21 protein-coding genes are annotated in these 19,928 nt (G+C 69.3%); 6 read left to right on the top strand and 15 right to left on the bottom strand.

The annotated features are described in order from the left end of the window. Positions 1–20 precede the first annotated feature (20 nt). The 9 genes from HPS36_RS08025 to HPS36_RS07985 form a co-directional block, all read right to left on the bottom strand. Complete coding sequence (locus HPS36_RS08025; protein ID WP_121563101.1) at positions 21–1,694, bottom strand: type II/IV secretion system ATPase subunit; 1,674 nt, start codon at positions 1,692–1,694, stop codon at positions 21–23. 69 nt (positions 1,695–1,763) lie between these two features. Further along, positions 1,764–2,513 (bottom strand): ATPase domain-containing protein, encoded by a 750-nt coding sequence (locus HPS36_RS08020; protein ID WP_053770468.1) that lies wholly within the window; start codon positions 2,511–2,513, stop codon positions 1,764–1,766. Continuing rightward, the gene (locus tag HPS36_RS08015) at positions 2,513–3,007 is read right to left on the bottom strand and encodes a flagellar protein G (protein WP_137716893.1); all 495 of its coding nucleotides are present in this window, start codon (positions 3,005–3,007) and stop codon (positions 2,513–2,515) included. Before HPS36_RS08015 ends, HPS36_RS08020 begins: the two co-directional genes overlap by 1 nt. Then, positions 3,008–3,481: a flagellin gene (locus tag HPS36_RS08010; RefSeq protein WP_173229680.1), complete on the bottom strand. Its 474-nt coding sequence runs from the start codon at positions 3,479–3,481 to the stop codon at positions 3,008–3,010. Continuing rightward, the gene (locus tag HPS36_RS08005; protein ID WP_173229679.1) at positions 3,471–5,417 is read right to left on the bottom strand and encodes a FlaD/FlaE family flagellar protein; all 1,947 of its coding nucleotides are present in this window, start codon (positions 5,415–5,417) and stop codon (positions 3,471–3,473) included. The genes HPS36_RS08010 and HPS36_RS08005 overlap by 11 nt, the downstream gene beginning before the upstream one ends. 172 nt (positions 5,418–5,589) lie before the next feature. Continuing rightward, on the bottom strand, positions 5,590–6,177 hold the full coding sequence (locus HPS36_RS08000) for a chemotaxis protein CheD (RefSeq protein WP_173229677.1): 588 nt from the start codon (positions 6,175–6,177) through the stop codon (positions 5,590–5,592). Beyond that, complete coding sequence (locus tag HPS36_RS07995; RefSeq protein ID WP_137716889.1) at positions 6,174–7,364, bottom strand: chemotaxis protein CheC; 1,191 nt, start codon at positions 7,362–7,364, stop codon at positions 6,174–6,176. Before HPS36_RS07995 ends, HPS36_RS08000 begins: the two co-directional genes overlap by 4 nt. Beyond that, positions 7,364–7,720 carry a chemotaxis protein CheY gene (gene cheY / locus HPS36_RS07990; protein WP_004597560.1) on the bottom strand — a complete coding sequence of 119 codons (357 nt, stop codon included), beginning with the start codon at positions 7,718–7,720 and terminating at the stop codon, positions 7,364–7,366. The genes HPS36_RS07995 and cheY overlap by 1 nt, the downstream gene beginning before the upstream one ends. A gap of 145 nt (positions 7,721–7,865) precedes the next feature. Continuing rightward, the gene (locus HPS36_RS07985; protein WP_173229675.1) at positions 7,866–10,226 is read right to left on the bottom strand and encodes a BGTF surface domain-containing protein; all 2,361 of its coding nucleotides are present in this window, start codon (positions 10,224–10,226) and stop codon (positions 7,866–7,868) included. Between the two features lie 208 nt (positions 10,227–10,434). Between HPS36_RS07985 and HPS36_RS07980 the strand changes: the two genes are divergently transcribed. After that, positions 10,435–10,887: a zinc ribbon domain-containing protein gene (locus tag HPS36_RS07980; protein ID WP_173229673.1), complete on the top strand. Its 453-nt coding sequence runs from the start codon at positions 10,435–10,437 to the stop codon at positions 10,885–10,887. Between the two features lie 54 nt (positions 10,888–10,941). Here HPS36_RS07980 and HPS36_RS07975 read toward each other — a convergent pair whose 3' ends face one another. The 4 genes from HPS36_RS07975 to HPS36_RS07960 all read right to left on the bottom strand — a co-directional run bounded on the left by HPS36_RS07975 (position 10,942) and on the right by HPS36_RS07960 (position 13,710). Further along, positions 10,942–11,697, bottom strand: coding sequence for a DUF7500 family protein (locus HPS36_RS07975; protein WP_173229671.1), 756 nt, complete (start codon positions 11,695–11,697; stop codon positions 10,942–10,944). 82 nt (positions 11,698–11,779) lie between these two features. Continuing rightward, positions 11,780–12,427, bottom strand: a complete 648-nt coding sequence (locus HPS36_RS07970) for an archaellin/type IV pilin N-terminal domain-containing protein (RefSeq protein ID WP_173229669.1) — start codon at positions 12,425–12,427, stop codon at positions 11,780–11,782. Between the two features lie 2 nt (positions 12,428–12,429). Continuing rightward, entirely contained in the window at positions 12,430–13,029 is a 600-nt protein-coding gene (locus HPS36_RS07965) for an archaellin/type IV pilin N-terminal domain-containing protein (RefSeq protein ID WP_173229667.1), read from the bottom strand. Positions 13,030–13,371: 342 nt separating this feature from the next. Then, entirely contained in the window at positions 13,372–13,710 is a 339-nt protein-coding gene (locus tag HPS36_RS07960) for a hypothetical protein (protein WP_121563111.1), read from the bottom strand. A 205-nt stretch (positions 13,711–13,915) separates the two neighbouring features. Between HPS36_RS07960 and HPS36_RS07955 the strand changes: the two genes are divergently transcribed. Next, positions 13,916–14,254 carry a helix-turn-helix domain-containing protein gene (locus tag HPS36_RS07955; RefSeq protein ID WP_004597591.1) on the top strand — a complete coding sequence of 113 codons (339 nt, stop codon included), beginning with the start codon at positions 13,916–13,918 and terminating at the stop codon, positions 14,252–14,254. 27 nt (positions 14,255–14,281) lie between these two features. Here the strand turns inward: HPS36_RS07955 and HPS36_RS07950 are convergent, their stop codons facing one another. Next, a complete protein-coding gene (locus HPS36_RS07950) occupies positions 14,282–15,013 on the bottom strand; it encodes an RAD55 family ATPase (RefSeq protein ID WP_004597593.1) in 732 nt (243 codons plus the stop codon). 144 nt (positions 15,014–15,157) lie between these two features. On the opposite strand from HPS36_RS07950, the gene HPS36_RS07945 reads away from it, so the two are divergent. The 4 genes from HPS36_RS07945 to HPS36_RS07930 all read left to right on the top strand — a co-directional run bounded on the left by HPS36_RS07945 (position 15,158) and on the right by HPS36_RS07930 (position 18,334). Next, a complete protein-coding gene (locus HPS36_RS07945) occupies positions 15,158–15,721 on the top strand; it encodes a HalX domain-containing protein (protein WP_173229665.1) in 564 nt (187 codons plus the stop codon). 413 nt (positions 15,722–16,134) lie between these two features. Then, positions 16,135–17,673, top strand: a complete 1,539-nt coding sequence (locus HPS36_RS07940; protein ID WP_173229663.1) for a molybdopterin-dependent oxidoreductase — start codon at positions 16,135–16,137, stop codon at positions 17,671–17,673. Positions 17,674–17,756: 83 nt separating this feature from the next. Next, complete coding sequence (locus tag HPS36_RS07935; protein WP_121563115.1) at positions 17,757–18,038, top strand: winged helix-turn-helix domain-containing protein; 282 nt, start codon at positions 17,757–17,759, stop codon at positions 18,036–18,038. Then, a complete protein-coding gene (locus tag HPS36_RS07930; protein ID WP_173229661.1) occupies positions 18,035–18,334 on the top strand; it encodes a hypothetical protein in 300 nt (99 codons plus the stop codon). The genes HPS36_RS07935 and HPS36_RS07930 overlap by 4 nt, the downstream gene beginning before the upstream one ends. Positions 18,335–18,377: 43 nt before the next feature. Here the strand turns inward: HPS36_RS07930 and HPS36_RS07925 are convergent, their stop codons facing one another. Next, positions 18,378–19,796, bottom strand: a complete 1,419-nt coding sequence (locus HPS36_RS07925) for a single-stranded-DNA-specific exonuclease RecJ (RefSeq protein WP_173229659.1) — start codon at positions 19,794–19,796, stop codon at positions 18,378–18,380. Between the last annotated feature and the right edge of the window lie 132 nt (positions 19,797–19,928).

The following is a 19,928-nucleotide window of genomic DNA, read 5'->3' as shown; positions in this document are numbered from 1 at the left end:
TTAGATCGCCTCCATCGTCGCTACCTCGTGTTCCGGTGCATGTCGAAGGGGAGCCCCTCGACGCCGTCGCGCTGGAACGAGTTGATCGCGTCGTTGACCTCGTGGTAGCCTAAGATCCCCTCCTGGATCATCCGCTCGATGAGCTCCGCGCGGAAGTCGAGGTCGTCGTAGATGTCGCGGGTGTCGGCGTAGCCCAGGAGCGTCGCGATCTGCTCTTCGAGCACGTAGGAGTTGTTCATCCCCTGGAAGACGATCTCGTCTTCGACGGGGTCCCAGCTGAACACCTCGCGGGTGACGACCCCCTCCATCTCCTTGGAGTACCCCTCGATCTCCTGGACGCTCGTCACGCGGCGCAGGACCTGGTCGCCCTGCTTCACGCGGTTCTGGAACAGCGCCACGTCGGCGTTGTCCATGAACGTCTCCGGGACGTTGATCGGCTCGGAGGTGAACCGCTGGATCATCGAGACGATGTCGGACGCGTGGAACGTCAGCATGACCGGGTGGCCGGTCTGGGCCGCCTGGAACGCCATGCGCCCCTCGGCGCCACGGACCTCGCCCACGATGATGTAGTCGGGGCGCGACCGCAGCGCGGCGGCGACCAGGTCGAACATGTCCACGTCGGAGGAGCCCTCGCCGCCGCCCTCGCGGGTCAGCAGCTGCTGCCAGGTGTTGTGCGGCGGGATAACCTCCGCGGTGTCCTCCGCGGTGTAGATCTTCGAGTCGTCGGGGATGTACGAGAGGATGGCGTTCAGCGTCGTCGTCTTCCCGGACGCCGTCTCCCCGACCACGAAGACGGTCTGCTCGTTCTCTAAGCAGAGCCAGAGGTACGCCGCCAGCTCCGGCGAGAGCGTCCCCCAGTTGGTGATCTGGTTGATCGACAGCGGCACCTCCTCGCCCTGGCGGATGGTGAGCGAGGAGCCCTTCAGCGACACGTCGTCGGAGTAGATGATGTTGATACGCGACCCGTCCGGCAGCGTGGAGTCGACGATGGGGTCGGAGTCGGAGAGCGGGTCGCCGATCCGCTCGCCCATGTTGCGCAGCCAGTTGTCGAACTCCTGGGGCGTCCCGAAGTCGACGGTCGTCTCCAGCATGCCGAAGGTGCCGTGGTCGACGTGGCACTCCTTGGGGCCGATGACGTGAATGTCCTCGTTGGCCGGGTCGCGCATCACCGGTTCCAGCGGCCCGAGCCCGACGATGTCGCGGTTGAGCCGGTACCGGATGTTCTCGTAGGTCTCCTCGGTGACCGACAGCTTCCCGAAGTTCTTCAGCTTCGAGAGGCCCTTGCGCCACCCCGACGCGGAGTCGTCGACGTGGGTGACCTCCTCTAACAGCTCCTCGATGAGGTCGTCGTACTCGGCCTCGTTCTCCGGCGCGCTGTGCTGGCCGCTCACGGTCAGCAGCCGGTTTTTCACCTCGTTGAGGATCTCCGCCTGCGGGCCCGACACCTCGGGCTCGATGGCGTAGTACTTCGTGTCCTGCCCGAGGTCGCCGTAGATGTGGCTGTAGATGGGGCCGCCGACCGGGTAGATGACGTTCGGCCGGGGGGACTCGTACTCGTCTTTCGGCTCCTCGATGAACTGCGGGAACTCCCCGGTGATCTGTTTGAACTCGCGGAGGTGCTCCCGGAGGTGAGGGCGGCGCATGGCCGCCTTTCGGAGCTCTTCGGACGGTTGCGCGGTGCCGTGTTCGGTCATGTCCTGTGCCGGGTCGCGGTGGTCGCGGTCCGCGCGCGCGGACCGACTGTGCGTCGACGGGTCATGGTGTTAGGCGACGCTGCGGCTCTCAATGACGATTCCGGTTCCGGAACGCACCGAGAACCCGATCGTGTCGCCGACCTGTTCGCCCATGCCCGCGAACCGCTTGACGTTGATCTGGCGGCGGATGTCGTTGCCGACCTCGATCATCTCCAGTTCGAGGAACACGTCGGCGATGGACCGGAACGGCCCGATCGCGTCGTCGTCGACCGCCGAGGGGTCGACGGTGAGCACGACGACCTTCCCCTGCGAGATGATCTCGCGGAAGAAGGAGATGATCTCCAGGGCGGCCTGCCGCTCCTCGTTCTTCCGGACCAGCGCCTCGAAGGTGGGGTCGTTCCGGAAGATGGCGTCGAACGTGTCGAGGAAGACGACGTCGGAGTTCCACATCGCCTCGGCGTTCATCAGGCGCTTGAGCAGCTCCTTGCGCTCGCCGTCGCCGTCGGAGAACGCGCCGCCCGAGTCGAAGTCGGCGTGGAGGAAGAGCAGCTCCTCCTGGAGGAGCGGCTTCACCATGTCGTACTCCAGCGAGTGCATCTGGTCGATGAACCCGCGGACGGTGAGCTCCGTCGACATCATCGTGACGGACGCGCCCTCCTGGACGAGGCCGTAGGCGAACCGCTGGGAGATGGCGCTTTTCCCGGCCCCGTAGTCGCCCTCCATGAGGACGATGCTCCCGCGGGGGATGCCGCCGCCGAGCTCCTTGTTGAGCCGGTCGCGGTCGCCGAGCCCCAGGGAGAGCAGGTTGTCGTGGGGCATCAGTTACCCCCCTCCACGCGGAACTGGAACAGCTCCTCGTCGCCGTTCACCGAGAGGAACACCCGGTGGTCGCCGTCGGCGAGCCCGTCGGAGCCGTCGATCTGGTTGGTGTCGATCGTGAGCCGGAGCACGTCGCCACGGCTCCACGCGTTCGCGCCGTCCGCGGAGACGAGCTCCCCGGAGATGGCATCCGGCCGGACGTACGCGCCGTCGAAGACGACGTCGAGGTCGGAGCCGTCGGGCGCCAACCGATACGTACCGGTGTTCTTTATCAACAGCGTGACGTTCTGGTCGCCGCTCGCGTTGTACACCCCCGCGCTGGGGTCCGAGATGATCGTCACGTCGGTCCGGAGCTGCTCGGTCGCGTCGAGGCCGGCGTCGTCGACGGCCGCGCTCACCCGGTCGACGCCGGTGGTGATCGTGCCGACGACGCCGGCGGCGATCACCAGGCTGGCGATGAACAGGATGAGGTGCGAGACGGGGACGCTGGCCATCTACGCGCTCACCTCCGTCACGGTCGCGGCGTCGCGGACGCCGGACTCGACGACGAGGACGACGCGCGTGCCCTCCCCGATCGTCGTGGTCGTGTCGCCCTGCGAAACCCGCACGGTGAGCGTCTCGTCGCCGAGCCAGAGCGCGGTGTCGCCGTCGCCGTCGACCGTCGTGGTGGCGTTCGGCCCGCCCACGTCGACGTACTCGTTGCCGACCACGAGCGTCGCGTCGCCGGCGACGAGGCCGACCGCCCCCTCGTTGGTGGCGTTGACGGTGAGGGTGTCGGTCGTCGTGTTGAACGTCGCGTTCGTCACCGCGAACTCGGTGTTCTGCCGTTCGAGCGCGCGCTCGTTGACGCCGTGCTGGGCGTCGGAGACGCGGTCGAGCCCGTTGGCCGCCACGGGGTAGAACGTCGTGAACGCGAAGAACAGCCCCGCGACGATGATGGCCGTGGACGCGGAGACGCTAACGCCCATCTCCCCACCCTCCGTCGGCCGGATCGGCGCGGTCGGAACGGGGATTCGGATCGTTCATCGGGCGGGTGGAACCGTTCCGCTCGCGCCGGTCGTCGCGGCGGCCGTCGTGCCGGTCGTCGCGGCGGCCGTCGTGCCGGTCGTCGCGGTGGCCGTCGTGCCGGTCGGCGTCCGCTTCTCGCGCCGCGTCGTCGCGGTCCGCACCGTTCGTCCGCCGCTCGCGGTCGTCGGGCGCGTCCCGGCGACCGCCGTCGTGGCCGTTCCGCTCGGGCGCGGGTCGGTCGCTTCGCGCGTCGCGGCCGTCGCGTCCGCCGCGACCCGAACGCGCCCGTCCGCCGCGACGGCCGCCGCGGGGCGCGTTGACGGGGCCGCCGCCGACCATCGAGCCGCCGGCGAGGTCGTCCCAGCGGTCCAGGAGGACCGTGTGGCTGCTCGTGCCGTTGAGCTGGGTCACGTACCGGAGGCTGCGGGTGTGGTGCTCGCGGACGAGCCGGTCCGTGCCCGGCCGGTCGACGAGGTTGCGGTCGATGGTGCCGAACCCGGAGAGGAAGTCGCGGAGCCGCGCCGCGGCGTCCGGGCCGATCCACTCGATCCGCTCGTAGTAGTTGATGGCGCGCACCGCGTCGGTGACGTCGCTCTCGGAGACGAGGAACTCCAGCCACTCCATCACGAGGAGGTCGCCGACGTAGTCGCCGGGGAGCTCCGTGAGGTACGGCTTGCCGCGGCCGCCGCTCCCCGAGAGGTCGTCCTCGCCGACGTACTCGAAGCCGCCGGTCGCCTCGGCCGGATCGCCGCCGGGCTGGCGGTCGGGCGCGGGCTCCGGGTCAGGCGCGGGCTCCGGATCGGCCGCGCCCGCCGGTTCGGGGTCGGGGTCGGCCGGCTCGTCGAAGTCGACGCCGTCGTCCTCGACGGCGCCGCCGAGGTCGTCGTCGAACCCGTCGTCGGCGTCGTCGAACGAGTCGGTTTCGTCGCCGGGGTCGGCGAACGAGTCGTCCCCGTCGTCGAACGGGTCGTCGTCCGCGCCGTCGTCGCCCTCTTCGGCCCAGTCGGCCTCCCCGGAGTCGTACTCTTCTTTCAGTTCGCTGAAACTCTTTCCGTCTTCGTTCATGTCGTCTCCGTCGTCCGCCGTTTCGGTCTCGGACGCGGCGTCGTCCGTGCTGTCGTCGTCCAGTTCGTCGAACTCCTCGTCGAAGTCGTCGAAGCCGTCGTCGCCGTCGAGGTCGTCGAACTCCTCGTCGTCGCCGTCGTCGTCGAGCTCCTCGTCGAACCCGTCGGCCTCCTCCTCCTCGTCGAGGAGGTCGTCGTCGAAGAACCCGTCCGCGTCGGCGTTCGCGACGTCCTCGTCGAGGTCCTCCTCCTCGCCGGCGTCCTCGTCGTCGAAGATGCCGAACGAGCCCTCGCCGCCGCCGGCGACGCTGTCGAAGCCGCCGGAGTCGTCAACGAACGGGTTGATGCCGCGGGTGACCATCTCGTAGATGTCGAGCAGGTTGCGGACGTCCTCCTCGATGTCGTCGACGGCGTTCGAGATCTCCTCGTTCTCCGAGCGGACCGTCGAGACGGTCGAGGAGAGCGACGCGACCTCGTTTTCGAGCTCGTCGAGCCGGTTCTCCAGCTCGTCGGTGGCCGCGCCGCCGCCGCCACCGCCACCGCCGCCGCCGTCATCGAACTCGTCGTCCCACTCGTCCATCCCGTCGAAGTCGTCGAAGCCGTCGCCGCCGCCACCGCCGTCGCCCATGCCGCCGCCCATCCCTCCGCCGCCCATGCCGCCACCCATGTCGCCGCCGAAGGGGTCGTCGTCGCCGTCCATACCACCGGAACCGTCGTCGTCGGACCCGTCGTCGTCGAGGAACCTGTCGAGGACGCTCGCACCGACGAGCCCCAGCGTGGCGACTGCCCAGGCGGCCGTTGGAGCTCCCCACACCGGTAGTTCGAGGCCCATTACCGTGTACGACCCGCAGAACCCACTTCAATTCACCCCTCAAAATATCAACAGTGAGAAGACACGTCGCACGGCGGCCGTCGACCGCTGATCGGGGTAAGCGCTGAGAAATCGCGACCGGTCGGAGGCGAGCCGGTCCGGTGACGGGGAGCGAGAGGCCCCGGAGGAGCGGTCAGATGGCTCGCTCGAAGCCGTCGGCGGCCCGGATGACGAGCCGCCCGTCCGGACCGAACCGGACCGTCCGCCCCACCGCGTCGCCGACATCGCTGGCGACGACCGGGACGTTCGCGGCGTCGAGCACCTCGCCGACCCGCTCGACGTTCCGGGGACCGACCGCGTCGGTGAGGTCGAGCATCTCGGCGCCGCCGGCGACGCGCGCCTTCAGGCGGCGCGGGTCGGCGCCGGCGTCGTCGAGCGCCCCGATCAGCGAGTCGATCCCGGTGTCGACGTACTTCGCCGGCCGCGAGGCCGCGGTGGACTGCCCCTCGCCCGCGGGCAGCATGGCGTGGAGGAGCCCGCGGACGCCGGCCCGCTCGTCGACGAGCGCGACCGCGACGCAGGAGCCGAGGCCGCTGGTCGTCAGGACGGCGTCGCCGTCCGTGACCGCAAGTTCGCCCACGCCGACCTTGATCCGGCCCGTGTCGTCGCTCGCCGCGCCGCCCGTGACGGCGGCGGGCTCCGCGTCGGCGACCGCGGTCCCGTCGCTCTCCGTTCGCTCCGCCGGGGCGTCCGGCCGATCGTCGGAGAGCGAGCGGGTCACGGGTCCGAGAGCCGGTCGAGCGCCCGGGCCAGTTCGCGCTCGTCGGGGAGCGCGTACACGTCGCAGCGCGCCTGGATCCCCTCGGTCTGGATCGCGGTGTCGATCACGAACCCGTAGTCCTGCCGCTCGCTCAGCTTGGCGACGAGCGGGCTGATCGTCGACGCGCCGATGTCGTGGACGAACTCCGGCGGCGAGTGGGTGATCGACGTGCCGAGCACGTTCGCCCAGCCGTCGATGAACCCGCTCGTCATCACGTTTCCGAGCTCGCACAGGGCGTTCTCGGCCATGTCGCCGAGGGGCTCGTCGGGCTCCATCGGCAGCATCGCGTCCGCGACCGCCGCCGCCGACGACTCCTCGAAGAGGATGGCGAGGTAGCCGCTCGGCTCGCCTTGAAGCTCGAACACCGTGCCCGCGTGCGGCTCGGTACCGACCTCCGCGGGCACGTCGGCGAGCGGGACGAACCGGAGCCGGCTCACGTCGACGCTCGTTTCTAACCCGGTCATCATCGCGATGTTGTCGGCGGCGTTCGCCGACCCCTTCTTCGCCAGCGAGGAGAATGTCGACAGCGACTCGTACGGGACGGCCGTACTCTCCGTCCCGCCGTTCGCCTCGCCGCCGGCGGTCGCCGCGGGCGCCGTCTTCCCGACGATGAGGTCGCGGAACGGCCCCGAGTCGGGCAGCATGTAGATCGAGAAGTCGAGGTCCGTCGTCGTCGCGTCCAGCCGGCTCTCGAAGAGGAAGACGCCGTCGCCCGCCAGCGCGCCGTCCGGCAGCACCGCCGCGCCGTCGGCCTCGAAGTACCGCGGGGGCGTCATGTCGATCGCCTTCCCGAGGTAGTTCGCCCACCCGTCGAGGAAGCCGCCGAGGGCGATGTTGCCGACCTCCGTCACCGCGCTCCGCTCCATCGACGCGCCGCCGGGGAGCAGCGAGAGCAGGGCGTCGGCGTTGACGGCGTCGAACGCGAGGACCGCCTCGCCGTCCAGCCCGCCGCGGAGTCCGACGCTCACGCCGATGGACTCCCGGCCCGCGAACGACTCCGCGAGGTCCTCGCCGCTGGCGACGCTCGCGCCCGTCACCTCCACCGCGAGGTCGGTCCCGGTCAGGTCCGAGAGCGCGCCGGCGGCCTGTTTCGCGCCCTGCTCCGCGAGGCGGTTACAGGCGCCGAGCGCGCGGACGTCGACGCGCATTATACCGCCGAGCCGATTGCGTCGAGCACGTTCGGCTTCTGGAACGGCTTCGTGATGTACCCCTCCGCGCCCGCCTTGATGGCCGCCTTCATCTTCTCCTCCTGGCCGACGCTGGTACACATGATCACCGTCGCGTCGGGGTTCTCTTCGAGGATCTCCGTCGTCGCCTCGATCCCGTCGCGGATCGGCATCACGATGTCCATCATCACGAGGTCCGGCCCGTGCTCCTCGTACATGTTCACCGCCTCCACGCCGTTCTCCGCCTCCCCGACGATCTCGAACTCGCCTTCGAGGATCTCCCGGAGGAGATTCCGCATGAACTCCGAGTCGTCGGCGATGAGTACCCGCGTAGCCATTGTTGTCTGAAGGGGGGGAAAGCGAACACTTAATCGCTCCCCCGCGGTTCTCAGCGATGAGAACGGACGTGGAACGGTCCCGGCGGCGGGCTCGTTCGGGCCAGTAGACGGAGGCCGCCGCGGGCCGGCGGCCCCGCAGAGCGTCTCAGACCCAGTGGCCGAGGATGTGGACCGCGCCGACGAGGACCGTGCCGCCGAGCGCCTCGCGGGTGCCGAACGGCAGCGGGAGCATGCCGACGGAGTCGGGCGCGTCCCCTGCCGGCGTGTCCCCGTCGCTCGTCTCGCCGGAGCCGCCGTCGGTCTCGGTGCCGTTCGAGCCGCCGTCCGAGTCCGACCCGTTCGGGGCGGTCGAACTCTGTTCCGAGTCGCCGTCGTCGCCGCTCGCTTCAGTCCCGTCGTCGGTCCCGTTAGCTGCGCCGCCGTCGTCGGCGTCGGTGCCGTTGGCCGCGCTCCCGTCGCCCTCGTCGTCGATCGTCGTCGTCGCCGGGTCCTGCTCGATGATTAGCGTCCCGCCGTGGGTGTCGCCGTCGAGTCGAAGCGTGAACGGGTACCTGCCGGGATCGAGGTCGGCGGGCACGGAGGCGAAGTCGTAGGTCCGGGACTCGCCCGGCGCGAGCCGGACGCCCCACGAGCCGCCGAGGCTGCCGTTGTCGACGGTGAGCGCGAGTTCGCCCTCTCCGGTGAGCCCGCCCGCGTTGCGCGTAACGACCCGGAGCGCGGAGAGGTTCCCGCCCTCGGTGACCGTGACGTTGTCGGGGGCGTCGTCGATCACCAGCTCGTCCGGGTTGTCGGCGTCGCCGACGACGATGAGCGTCCGGCTGTCGCGGAGCGTGGACCCCTCGTACAGCTCGTAGTTCAGCCGCGTCCCGGGGGAGACCCCGTCGAGGTCGACGTCGACGGTGAAGTTGCCGTCCGCGATCTCCAGCGGCGATTCGTCCCGGAACGGCGCGTCGCCGGCGTCGTTCACGAGCGTCGCGGTCATCTCCCGCCGCGGCAGCAGCGACGTGGTCCCCGTGAGCTGCCCTTCGTCCGCCTCGACGAGGAGGTCGCCGTCCTCGGTGACGTGGTCGTACCGGAGGTACCGCTCCCGGACAGTGAACGACGCCTCGGCGCGGACCGTGCTGTCGGCCGTCTCCCAGTAGGGGAACTGGGGGGCGTCGTCGGGCCCCGACGCGGACGCGAACGCGGCCGGCGGCTCCTGCCCGTCGGCGAACGCGTACCGCTCGCCCTCGGTCCCCTCCAGCGCGAACGCGACGGAGAACTCGTCGCCCGGCTCGGGGTCATCGGTGAAGTGGTCGCCGTCGCTCGTGTCGATCACGAGGTAGAAGCGACCCGGGGCGTCGGGCGACTCCAGTTCGGTCACGTCCGCGACGATGAGCGAGACGTCCTCCGGGTCGGCGCGCGAGAGGTCGAGCCTCGCGGGCCGTTCGTTCATGCCCGGATTCGTCTGTCTGACCATGAGCGACACGCCCGACTCCTTCTCCAACAGGTCGGCCAGGACGCGGTGGTCGACCGCCTCGCCGGCCTCGATCGGGCCCGCACCGCGCTCCGCGGCGAAGTGCGACAGCGCGCCCCAGATGCCGGTCGACTCGAAGCCGAGGACGATCCGGTTCCCCTTGGTCACCGCGGACCGCTCGGCCCCGTTCTCGCGGAGCACGCCGAGCGACTCCGCGTCGGCGTCCTCGCCGAGCGCGTCCCGGTCGGCGGTGGTGAACACCTCGACGTCCTCGCTGAACCGCGGCTTCTCCAACACGAGGTCCGCCTGATCGGCGGCCGCGGTCGGCGTCACCACGCCGTCGTCACTGACGACGAACGTCCCGTTGGTGATCGCGAGTCGGTAGCGCTGCGGGACGAGCGGCCGGGCGAGCCCGCCGGCGCCGGTCGCGCCCGAGAACGCGCTCAGGTCGTCGAGGCTCTCCGCGACCACGTCCCCGTTCTCGTCGCGGAACTCCAGGTCGCAGGTCGCGTTCGCGCAGCTGTTCGCGCTGGTCGCGTCGGTGCCGATCGTCCGCGTGTTGATCGTCGTCGTCTGCCCGGTGAGCTTAATCACGTCGACGAATCCCACGGGTTCCCCGGTGTCGCTGAGCCGGTTACCCCCGATCAGCAGGTACGCCGGACCGTCGGGGTTGTCGAAGGTGTGGCTGATCTCGATCGGATCCCCTGCGACGCCGGTGTAGGTCGGCCGGGAGAACCCGCCGCTGATCTCCGCCCGGTCGGCCGGGCCGACCGGACCCGGGGCCTCGACCGCGACGGGCGCCGTCGGTCCGGCGGCGACGGACGACGCGGACGAGCCGACCGCGAGGCCGGCCGCGACCGGGGCGGTCGCGAGGAGCCCGGCGAGCGCGACGAGGACGGCGAGACCGATCGCGCTCGCCTGGAGCCCCGACAGGTCGGTACCGAGCGAACGGAGTCGCCGTCGCGCTCCGGGGCCGCCCGTCCGATCGCCGTCGGTCGCGGTCGGGTCCGTCGAGCGCGTGTCGGTCGCGTCGTCTCGTTCCAGTGTCATGAGGGCGTGGCCAACGAGTGCGGGCCGGCCGACGGCCCGCGCCTGGTTGCCGACGACTCCGCGGGTCACCGACTAAAGCGTACCCACCCGATTATCAGGGCGTGTAACGAGATCGGGCGAATCGAGTGGAGGACGCGGAAATCGCCCGACGTGGGCGGAGTCCTCGGTCCGAAGAATTAAGCCGGGGCGGCGCCCGATCCACGCCAAGATGCCATCGTGTCCCCGCTGTGACGCCCCGGTCGACGACGACGCGCGGTACTGCGCCCAGTGCGGCGCCCCGCAGACGGAGGACGCGGCGGAGGAGCTCGACGAGTACGTCCAGCGGCAGGCGGAGCAGGTCGCGGGCGGCAGCGGCGGCGGGGGGTCGGAGGGCGGCGGGTCGGGCGGAAGCGACGCGTTCCCGTCCATGGAAGAGCTCTCGGACCGCGAGCAACTGTGGCGGCGGGGGTCGTACGTCCTCGGGTACGGGACGATCGTCGTCGCGCTCACGCGGGTCCCGGCCGCGGAGTCGTGGCCGCTGATCCTCGCCGGGATCGCGATCCTGCCGCCGATCCGGCGGCTCACCGCGGAACCGCTCGGCAGCCCGCTCAAACGCGAGGTGATGGCGGGGATATACGCGGTCTTCGCGCTGATCGGGATCGCGCTGTTCGTGCTGTTATGAGGTACGCGGAAGACGGGGCGGTCCCCGCGAAGCGGGGTCACCTCTCGATCCGAATTACTCGATCCTGAATCCGCCCGCGTCCTCGGCGGCGCGCACCAGGTCGCCGATGCTGTCGCTCGCCGAGAGGCCCTGACTCGCCGCGAACCGCTTTATCAGCACCGGCGGTAGGTCGACGGTGGTCTCGGAGGCCGCGAGCAGTAGCCCGATCGCCTCCGGCGTCGGCGAGCTCGGGCCGGCGTTCGACGCGAACCATGAGATGAGCGTGTCGAACGTCGCCGTCACGTCGTTTGACACCATCCGCTGCCGGGTGGTGTCGCCCTTCGCGTGGAGCGTCGCGTCGATCCCGTAGTCGAACCCGTCGCCGTCGAAGGAGTTCGCCAACCACCGACTCACCGACTGGCGGTCGACCGCGCCGGCCCCGCCCGCGGCCTGATTCCGGCGCTGCCCCTGCGCGTTCGGCGGCGGTTGGCCGCCGCCGGCCGGTTGCCCGCCCGATTGCTGTCCGCCGCCGGGGTGTCCACCGCCAGCCTGTCCGCCGGTGGATTGCCCGCGTTCGCCGACGCCCGGGCCGGCCGCGCTCGCCCGCGGGTCGTCGCCGGCGGGCCGCCGCTCGTCCGGGCTCGCGGGGTCGGCGGCGGTGAACCCGGAGTCGTCCTCCGGCGGCGCGCGGCGCTGCCCCCGTGAGCGGCCGACGTTGGGACGGCCGTTCGTCCCGACGACGTAGCGGCCCTCCCCGATCTCGACGACGTTCTCGTCGTCGGTGAAGTCGAGCTCGTCCGGATCGGCCGGTACCGCGTCGTCGTCACTCATGGGTCGTGGTAGCGCGCGCCGAAAAATAGGTGTTGCGGGCGGCCGAGCCGCCGCACGTCGTCGAACGTCGGTTCGAAGCTCGTTAGAGCCGGACTGCTTCGCCTTCAGTGCTGAATAGGTCCGGGGCTGTCAGCTCGACTGAAGTCGTCGCACCGGACGGCGAAACGATGTCGAGCGACGACGAATCACTCTCGCCGAATGCGTTGGTTCCGTCACCGAACGGCTCGTTGACGGGGTTGAACACGATGGTGAACGAGTTCGTCGAGTTGAGAACCGCCTCTGACGAATCGACGAAGTTTCCACTGGTATCCTGTACGGCAAAGTAACCGGGATCAATCCCGGAAGGACCCGTAATCCCGCTACCATCCTGATCGAACGTGAGCGTAGCCTGACCGTTGGGTCCGACCGCTTGGATCGTGGTCTTGTTCAGATCGATTTGATCAGCACCCGCGGCACCGGAGACACCGACACGGATGGCCGAAAGGTTCTCAGGGTTTCCATCAGGAGCGGGGTCTTCAACGATCCCAACGCTACTCGTCACGTCGATCCGTTCGGAAACGAGGTCAGTGCTTTCCTGACCGGTCGCTTCCGCTTGTGACTGAAGGAAACCGGCCGTGTTGATCAGGACACCGGCGGCGATCGCCGCCACCAGCACCATCGCGATGAACACGATGAGGGTCCCGATACCCACCTGACCGCGATCTTCGTTGTTAGTGATGAATTCGAACATTGTTACAGCCTCACCGAGTCCTGATCCTGCGTGAGCGTCGTCGGGACGCGGATCTCTTTGGTCGTCGACGCACCGGAGGCAGTCGTGAAGGTGACTGTCAGCCGTTCACCAGAGCTGAGCTGGTTGTAATTGCTGAAGTCACCGGGGGCGGAGAAGTTCAGATGGATTGCAGCACGGTCACTATTGTCCGTAAGAACGCCGTTGTCAACGTCAAGAACGCTTTCGATGTTAGCGTCCAAATCGTCGAGTGTAGTGCTGTTCTGACCCTGTTCACCGATAACCTGAACGGTTGTCTCTTTCAGGTCGACGAGCCCCGCGCCGGGGGCCTTCGCGACAACGAAGGTGACATTGTCAACGACGTAGGTACCCGCATTATTGGGATCCTCGGTCACGTTCCCAGAGGTACTCACGACCTGAAGCCGGTCAGAGACCTGACTTGTACTCTCTTCGCCCGTTGCTTCCGCCTGCGTCTGGAGGAATCCGGCCGTGTTGATCAGAACGCCGGCGGCGATCGCCGCCACCAGCACCATCGCGATGAACACGATGAGGGTCCCGATCCCCACTTGACCGCGTTGTTCCTCGTCCGTGATTGCTTCGAACATTGGTTGTGTTGCGTCGGCCCCCGGCCTGCCCGGCGGGCGTTATCGATAGCGATGGGGAATTCCTACTTAAGATCACGTCCCCGGTTATTCGTCTTGATAAACGACTTACGTCGTGCGGTTTTCGTATTTGTTTTGCCGTTTTAGTTACAGAACTAATTAACGAAGTCTCGAAGTGATTCTCAGGATTGGATCTGACGGTTCAGCGCGCGTCGCCGACGCTCAGCGACGGAACAGTCGGGCTGAAATACGGAACGGCCGACGGCGGCGAGAGGGAGTCGAACCGAAGAGCGACGGTGACGGCCGCAGAACACGCGGTCGTTTGCTGTGCGTTGGACTCGCTTTTCACCGATCGCGCAGGCGCGACAGCTCCGACTCGGGGATCACGAACTCCTGGGTCCCCGGCTCGTAGACCGCGAGGCTCCCGGCGACGAGCGCCATCGACGCCGCGAGCAGTCCGGTGTTGATCAACAGCAGCGCCTCGGCGTTCCCGAACTCCGTCCGGAAGGCGGCCGCTGGCGTCCCCACCGCCGCGACGACGACGAGTCCGAAGCCGACCGCCAGGTACGCCATCGCCGTGCGGCCCGACGACCGGTACGCCGCGACCGCGAACGCGACGAGCGTCGCGCTCGCGCCGGCCAGCACGGTGGTCGTCACCAGGTACAACCCCTCGATGAGCTCCATACACCTCCTGCTCGAACGGCGGTGATAAACCCACGGGAGCGGGTATCAGCGGCGATAACATCTCTGTCGAGGGGAGAGAGACGAGAGGCTCGAAGCCGGCTGAAACGGACGATATCGCGGGAAAAACGGACGACGAGAGATATGACGTGCGTCTGACGACCACCGGTACCCTTTTACCACCCGGAAATCAATCTCGATAACGTGAATGGTGGGGGACGATCTGATCACCGTACTCGGTAACAAATACAACACGGACATCCTGACGGCGACCGGCGACGCGAAGTCGGCGCAGGACCTCAGCGACCAGCTGGACGTCCCGATCGCGACGTGTTACCGACGGATCAACGAGTTAGAGGAGGCGGACCTCCTCGAGTTACACGACCGGCCGCTGTCGGACGAACACCGGCGCGTGAAGGTGTACCGCCGGAAGGTCGACGGGGTCGAGGTCGACTTCCGCGACGGGCTCACCGTCGAGGTCGAGGAGCGGTCGGCGGTGAAGAACCGCCTCGACGACGTCTGGCGCGACCTCTCGTCGCGAGAGTAACACCGTCCCTCGGCGGCTCTTGACCCGTCAGAACGACGGCTGGTCGTCAGAGCCGCCCATCATCGAGAAGCCGCCCGCGCGCTCGTGGACGGTGATGCCGCCCTGCCCGATCTCCATCGGGAAGATGTCGGTGTCGATGTCCTGTTTCCGCATCTTCGCCACCCAGACGTAGCGGTTGACGCCGGAGTCGGTCGGCGTCTGGATGAAGTAGATGTTCCCGTCCGTGAGGAAGTTCTCGAGGCCGACCTCCGTGTCGGGGAAGACGGCGCCCTGCTCGTTGATGAGCAGCGAGGTGAGCCCGTTCGCCTTGAGGATGTCCGAGAACTTCAGCAGGTACGTGCGCTTCTCCTGTTCGGCGTCGAAGAACAGCTGGAACATCGACAGCGAGTCGAGCACGAGGCGGTCGAAGTCGCCGTCCTCGACGGTGTCGAGCAGCCGGTCGACCGCGGTCGAGAAGTCGGTCTCCCGGAGCATCTCGCGTTTGTCGAGGATGACGATGTCGCCGTCGTCGACCATCTCGTCGAACCCCTCGAAGCCGACGGACTCGGCGGCGCCGCGGATGTCCGCCTCGTCCTCCTCGAAGGAGACGTAGACGCCGCGCTCGCCGTGTTCGGAGACGCCGTGGTGGAGGTACTGGATGCCGAAGATGCTCTTGCCGGTGCCCGGGTTCCCCGAGACGAGGACCGTGGACCGCTGGGTGATGCCGCCGGTGAGAATGGAGTCGAGCCCCTCGACCCCGGTGGAGACGAGTTCTGACATTCATCTCCCCTTACACGGCCGGACTATATAAAAGACGGTTCAGCACATCGGGCGAACGGACGGCGACAGTTTTATCTCTCGACACACCGCCCGTTCGTGTATGCCCGGTGAAGCGTGTCCGGTCGCTCCCGGCGGTGATCGACGGTGAGCGATCCGTCGATACTCGTCGTGGAGGACGAGCCAGACATCGCGGCGCTGTACGCCGGCTTCTTAGAGGAGCGGTACGACGTCGACGTCGCCGAGACCGCCGCCGAGGCGGTCGACCGCGTCGACGCCGCCGTCGACGTGGTGCTCCTCGACCGCCGCCTCCCCGACGGGAGCGGCGACGACGTCCTGGAACACATCCGCAAGGAGGGGTACGACTGCCGCGTGGCGATGGTGACCGCGGTCGAGCCCGACTTCGACATCATCGACATGGGGTTCGACCTCTATCTCACCAAGCCGGTGAGCCGCACGAAGCTGCTCGCGGCCATCGACACCCTCCTGACCCGCAGCGAGTACGACGACCTCGTCCAGGAGGCCGCCGCGCTCGCCAGCAAGCGCGCCGTGTTGAGCTCGCAGAAGCCGGCCGCGCAGCGCGAGGGGAACGAGGCGTACGCCGAGCTCGTCGACCGGCTGGAGGAGTTGGACGCCGACATCGACGACCTCGGCGAGTCGCTGTCGACAGACGACTACCGCGCGATGTTCCGCGACCTCGGCGAGGCCTGACGCGACGCCGCCCGACGTTCTCGCGGTGGGACCGACCCGCGATTCGCCGCTCGCTCGATTCTTCCGACGCGCCGCCGAACGCGACAGCGTTTCTTCGTCGCTCGCGCGCGCCGAACGTTACCGCGCTCCGACAGAACACGTCTATCGCCCACTGACCGAGAGCGTCTGCCCGAACCCGCCGACTGCGGCGGGATACCAAACGAAGTTTGAACGGATCCGAGCCGGACTCCGAACGGATGTTGTCCGCTCGTTGAAAAATCTATATCCCCGCCGTCGCCCTCGTCGGGGACATGACGCAACGAGACGCGCGAGATCCGGCCGCGGCGTCCGGTCGCGGCGCGGCACCGGCAGTATCCGCGGGCACACCGGCCGTTGAGGGCGTGGTTCAAGTGACCGCGACCCCGAGGTAGCGTATGATCGACGTTACCGAACAGCGAGACGCGCTGCTCGCGGCGGCGGCCGGCGCGGCCGCGGTCGCGGGCTCGTACCTCGCCACGGGGTGGACGCCGGCGTTCGTGGTCAGGCCGGTCGACCAGACCATCGTCAACCTGACCCCGGGGCCGATCGTGACCTTCTCGATCGAGACCTTCGGCGATGCGGGACACCTGATTCACATCGCCATGGCCGTCGCGGCCGTCGTCGGCCTGTTCGGCGCGGTCGCGTTCGCCGGCCTCAAACTCGCCGCGCGCACCGACAGCCGGGGGGTCGGCGCCGCGGTGGCGGGAGGCGGATCCTGGCTGCTCGCCGCCGCCCTGACAGGCATCTCGCTCGGCGCGCTCGGCGCCGCGATCCCCGCGGCGGCGGTCGTCGGGGTCGGCTGGCTGCCGGAGTCGGCCGCGCCGTCCGGGGGCGACGCCACGCCGTCCGACGGCGATGCCACCGGCGCGCGGGACGCGCCGGCGGTCGTCGACGCGGTCCGCCGCCGGACGCTCGGAGTCGTCACGGGGGCCCTCGGGTTCGCCGCCGCGAGCGCGGTGGGGCGGCGGTCGCTCGCGCCGGGCGACGGGCCGCTCCCCGACGCCCCGCGGTCGGAAGGCGCGGCCGCGCGGCTTCGGGAGGTCGAATCGGCGTCGCTGGCGGTCGAGAGCGACGCCCTCGGCGGGATGGTGAGTCGGATCGGCGAGTTCTACAACGTCGACATCGCGGAGTTCGACCCCGAGGTCACCGCCGACGAGTGGTCGCTGACGTTCACCGGCGAGACCGGGAGCGAGCGGACGGTCGACTTCGACGAGCTGACCGAGCGCCCCGTCGAGCACCGCGCGATAACGCTGCGGTGCGTCGGCGAGGACCTGAACGGGCGCAAGCTGGACAACGCCGTCTGGACGGGGACCCCGATCCGACCGCTGCTGGAGTCGGTCGACCCGCAGGGCGAGTGCAACTGCGCCATGCTGCGCGGCGAGGACGGGTACTACGTCCAGTTCCCGGTCGACGTCCTCGCGGAGGGGTTCCTCGCGTGGGGGATGAACGGCAAGGAGCTGCCGACCAGCCACGGGCACCCGGTGCGAGTGCTGATCCCGGGCCACTGGGGAGAGACGAACGTGAAGTGGCTCTCGGAGATCGAACTACTGAACGTCGAGGAGGACGGCTACTGGGAGGAGCGTGGCTGGGAGGGGACCGGCGAGGTGAAGACGGTCGCCAAGCTCTGGGACGAGGGGATAACGGAGCTCGGCGACGGCCGGATCGAGCTCGCCGGCCACGCCTACGCCGGAACGACCGGGATCGAGCGCGTCGAGGTCTCGACCGACGGCGGCGACACCTGGACCGACGCCGAGCTCTCCGAGCCGCTGCCGGACGCCGACGTGTGGCGCCAGTGGCGACACGTCTTCGAGGCGGACGGGGAGCATGAGGTCGTCGTCCGCGCGACCGACGGCGAAGGGACCCTCCAGACGCGAGAGGAGTCCGGCTCCGTCCCGAGCGGCGCCTCGGGGTGGGTCCGTCGGACCGTCGGCTGACGGTCCCCCGGTCCCGAGGCGATCGCGGCGCGGCCACCGGCCGAAACGAATTTCAGCACCTACTCGACACACCAGTACGCCAAATGGAGAAGGCCCTGTGGTACCTGTTCGTCGCGAGCCGCGGTGGCGCCAACAGGGTCCGGATCGTCCGGGAACTCCGCGACCGCCCCCGGAACGCGAACGAGCTGGCGGAGCGACTGGACGTCGACTACAACACCATCACCCACCACCTCGACATGCTCCGAGACCACGACGTCGTCGAACCGAGCGACCACGACTACGGCAAGCTCTACTTCCTGACCGACCGCTTCGAGCGTCACGCGGACGCGTTCGAGGAGATCACCGCGGAGGTGGACGCCGAATGAACCCGGTGACGCCGACCGGGCTCGCCGTCCTGATCGCGGGCGTCAACAGCGCGCTGCTGGCGGTGCTGGCCGCCGTGTGGCTCCGCAACTACCGGGAGTTCGGGTCGACGCTCCTCCTCGGGCTGTTGGGCTTTTGCGCCGTCCTGCTCGCCGAGAACCTGATCGCCATCGGGTTCTTCTTCAGCAGCATGCGGACGCTGTACGCGATGGACCCGCTGGTGGGGCGGGTCGTGCTCGGGATGAGCGTGCTCGAACTGCTCGCCGTCGCGCTCCTGACCTACGCCACGCTGAAGTGACGGCCGAGCGGGTCGCCGCGGGCGGCGCGGCGACCGGACAGACTCAGGAGAGCTGCTCGCCGACGATCCGGTCCGCCTCGGCGAGGAACGCGTCGCGCTCGTCGGTCGGGATCGTCGCGCCCGCGGCCACGTCGTGGCCCCCGCCGTCGCCGCCGACCGCCTGACTCGCCTCGCGCATCACCGCGGACAGGTCGAGCCCCCGTCGGACGAGCGCGTGCGAGCCGCGCGAGGACACCTTCAGCTCCGTCGCGCTCTCCTCGGCGAAGGCGATCACCGGCTTCGAGCGGTCGACCGCGGGGGAGCCGACCGCCATCCCGGCGACGATGCCGACGATGGTCTCGCGGATGCGGGAGCCGGCGTCGAACCACTGGAGGTGCTCCTCGTGGGTGACGCCCTCGTTTTTGACCCACTGGAGCCCCTCGGAGAGGTTCTGTCGGTGCGTGCGCAGCAGCCGGCGCGCCTCCGCGAGCGCGTCGCCGCGGTCGCCGAGACACACCGCCAGGCCCACGTCGCCGCGCTCGTAGCGCGCGGTGGCGTTGAGCAGGGTCGAGAACTCGCTGACGTCGCGCAGCTCGGTGCCGGGCTCCTCGTCGACCAGCGTGTAGGCGGTGCCGACGAGCGCCTCGATCCGGTCGGACGGGACGCCGGAGGCGACCGCGCGGCGCATCAGCGCCGACGCGAGGGTCCGCCGCTCCCCGCCGTCGAGGTCGACCCAGCGCCGCCACTCGCCGTCGCGTTTCACGTCGACGTCGAGGTCGGTGAGGAAGGATATCGCGCCCGCCTCGTCGTTCGAGACCCCCGGGATCTTCACGTCCGAGGCGTACTCAAGGAACTTGGGGAGCGGGCGGGTCTGTCTGCCGTACAGGTCGAGGTCGGTCTGGGCCTCCAGGACGCCGGCGTCGACGCCGTCGGCGACGATCGACTCGTTGGCGCCGACGAGTCCGCCGTCGGAGTCTTGCATGTCGCCGACCGCGCCGACGACCGCGAGCGCGGCGAGGTCGCGGTTGTCACCGTCCGGGCCCTCCAGCGCGCGGGCGAGGACGTAGCTCGCGCCGGCGCCGGAGAGCTCGCTCGCGCCGTCGATCCCCTCCAACAGGGGGTTGAGGTGGTAGCGCGTGTCGCGGTCGGCCGGCTGGTGGTGGTCGGCGATGACGGGGACGAAGTCGCCGCGCGCCTCGTGGTCGGCGATCACGTCGAGCTGGCCGGATCCGAAGTCGGTGAACAGCACCACGTCGAACTCGCGGGCGGCGATGCCGGCGATCGCGTCGGCGTCCAGCTGCTTCTCGAAGACGACCTCGTGGTCGATCCCGGCCCGGGCGAGCGCGGTCGAGGCGACCGCGGCGCTCGTGATCCCGTCGGCGTCGATGTGCGACGCGAGCAGCACCCGGCCGGCCTCGCGCAGTCGGTCGGCGCAGTCGGTCGCGCGGTCGGCGAGGTCGGGGACTGGGGCGGCGACTGCCATTACCACCGGTTGGCGCCCGACCGGTCATAAACGCACGCTTCGGCGGGGCGAGCGATGGCCGGCGCGAGCCCGGCGCGACGTGGCCACGGCCCCGGCGACGCCCGGCGTCACCGGCGAAGGGGCATCAATTGC

Source organism: Halorubrum salinarum (genome assembly GCF_013267195.1).
GTDB classification, from domain to species: domain Archaea; phylum Halobacteriota; class Halobacteria; order Halobacteriales; family Haloferacaceae; genus Halorubrum; species Halorubrum salinarum.
This window is presented reverse-complemented; position numbering and strand designations above follow the sequence as displayed.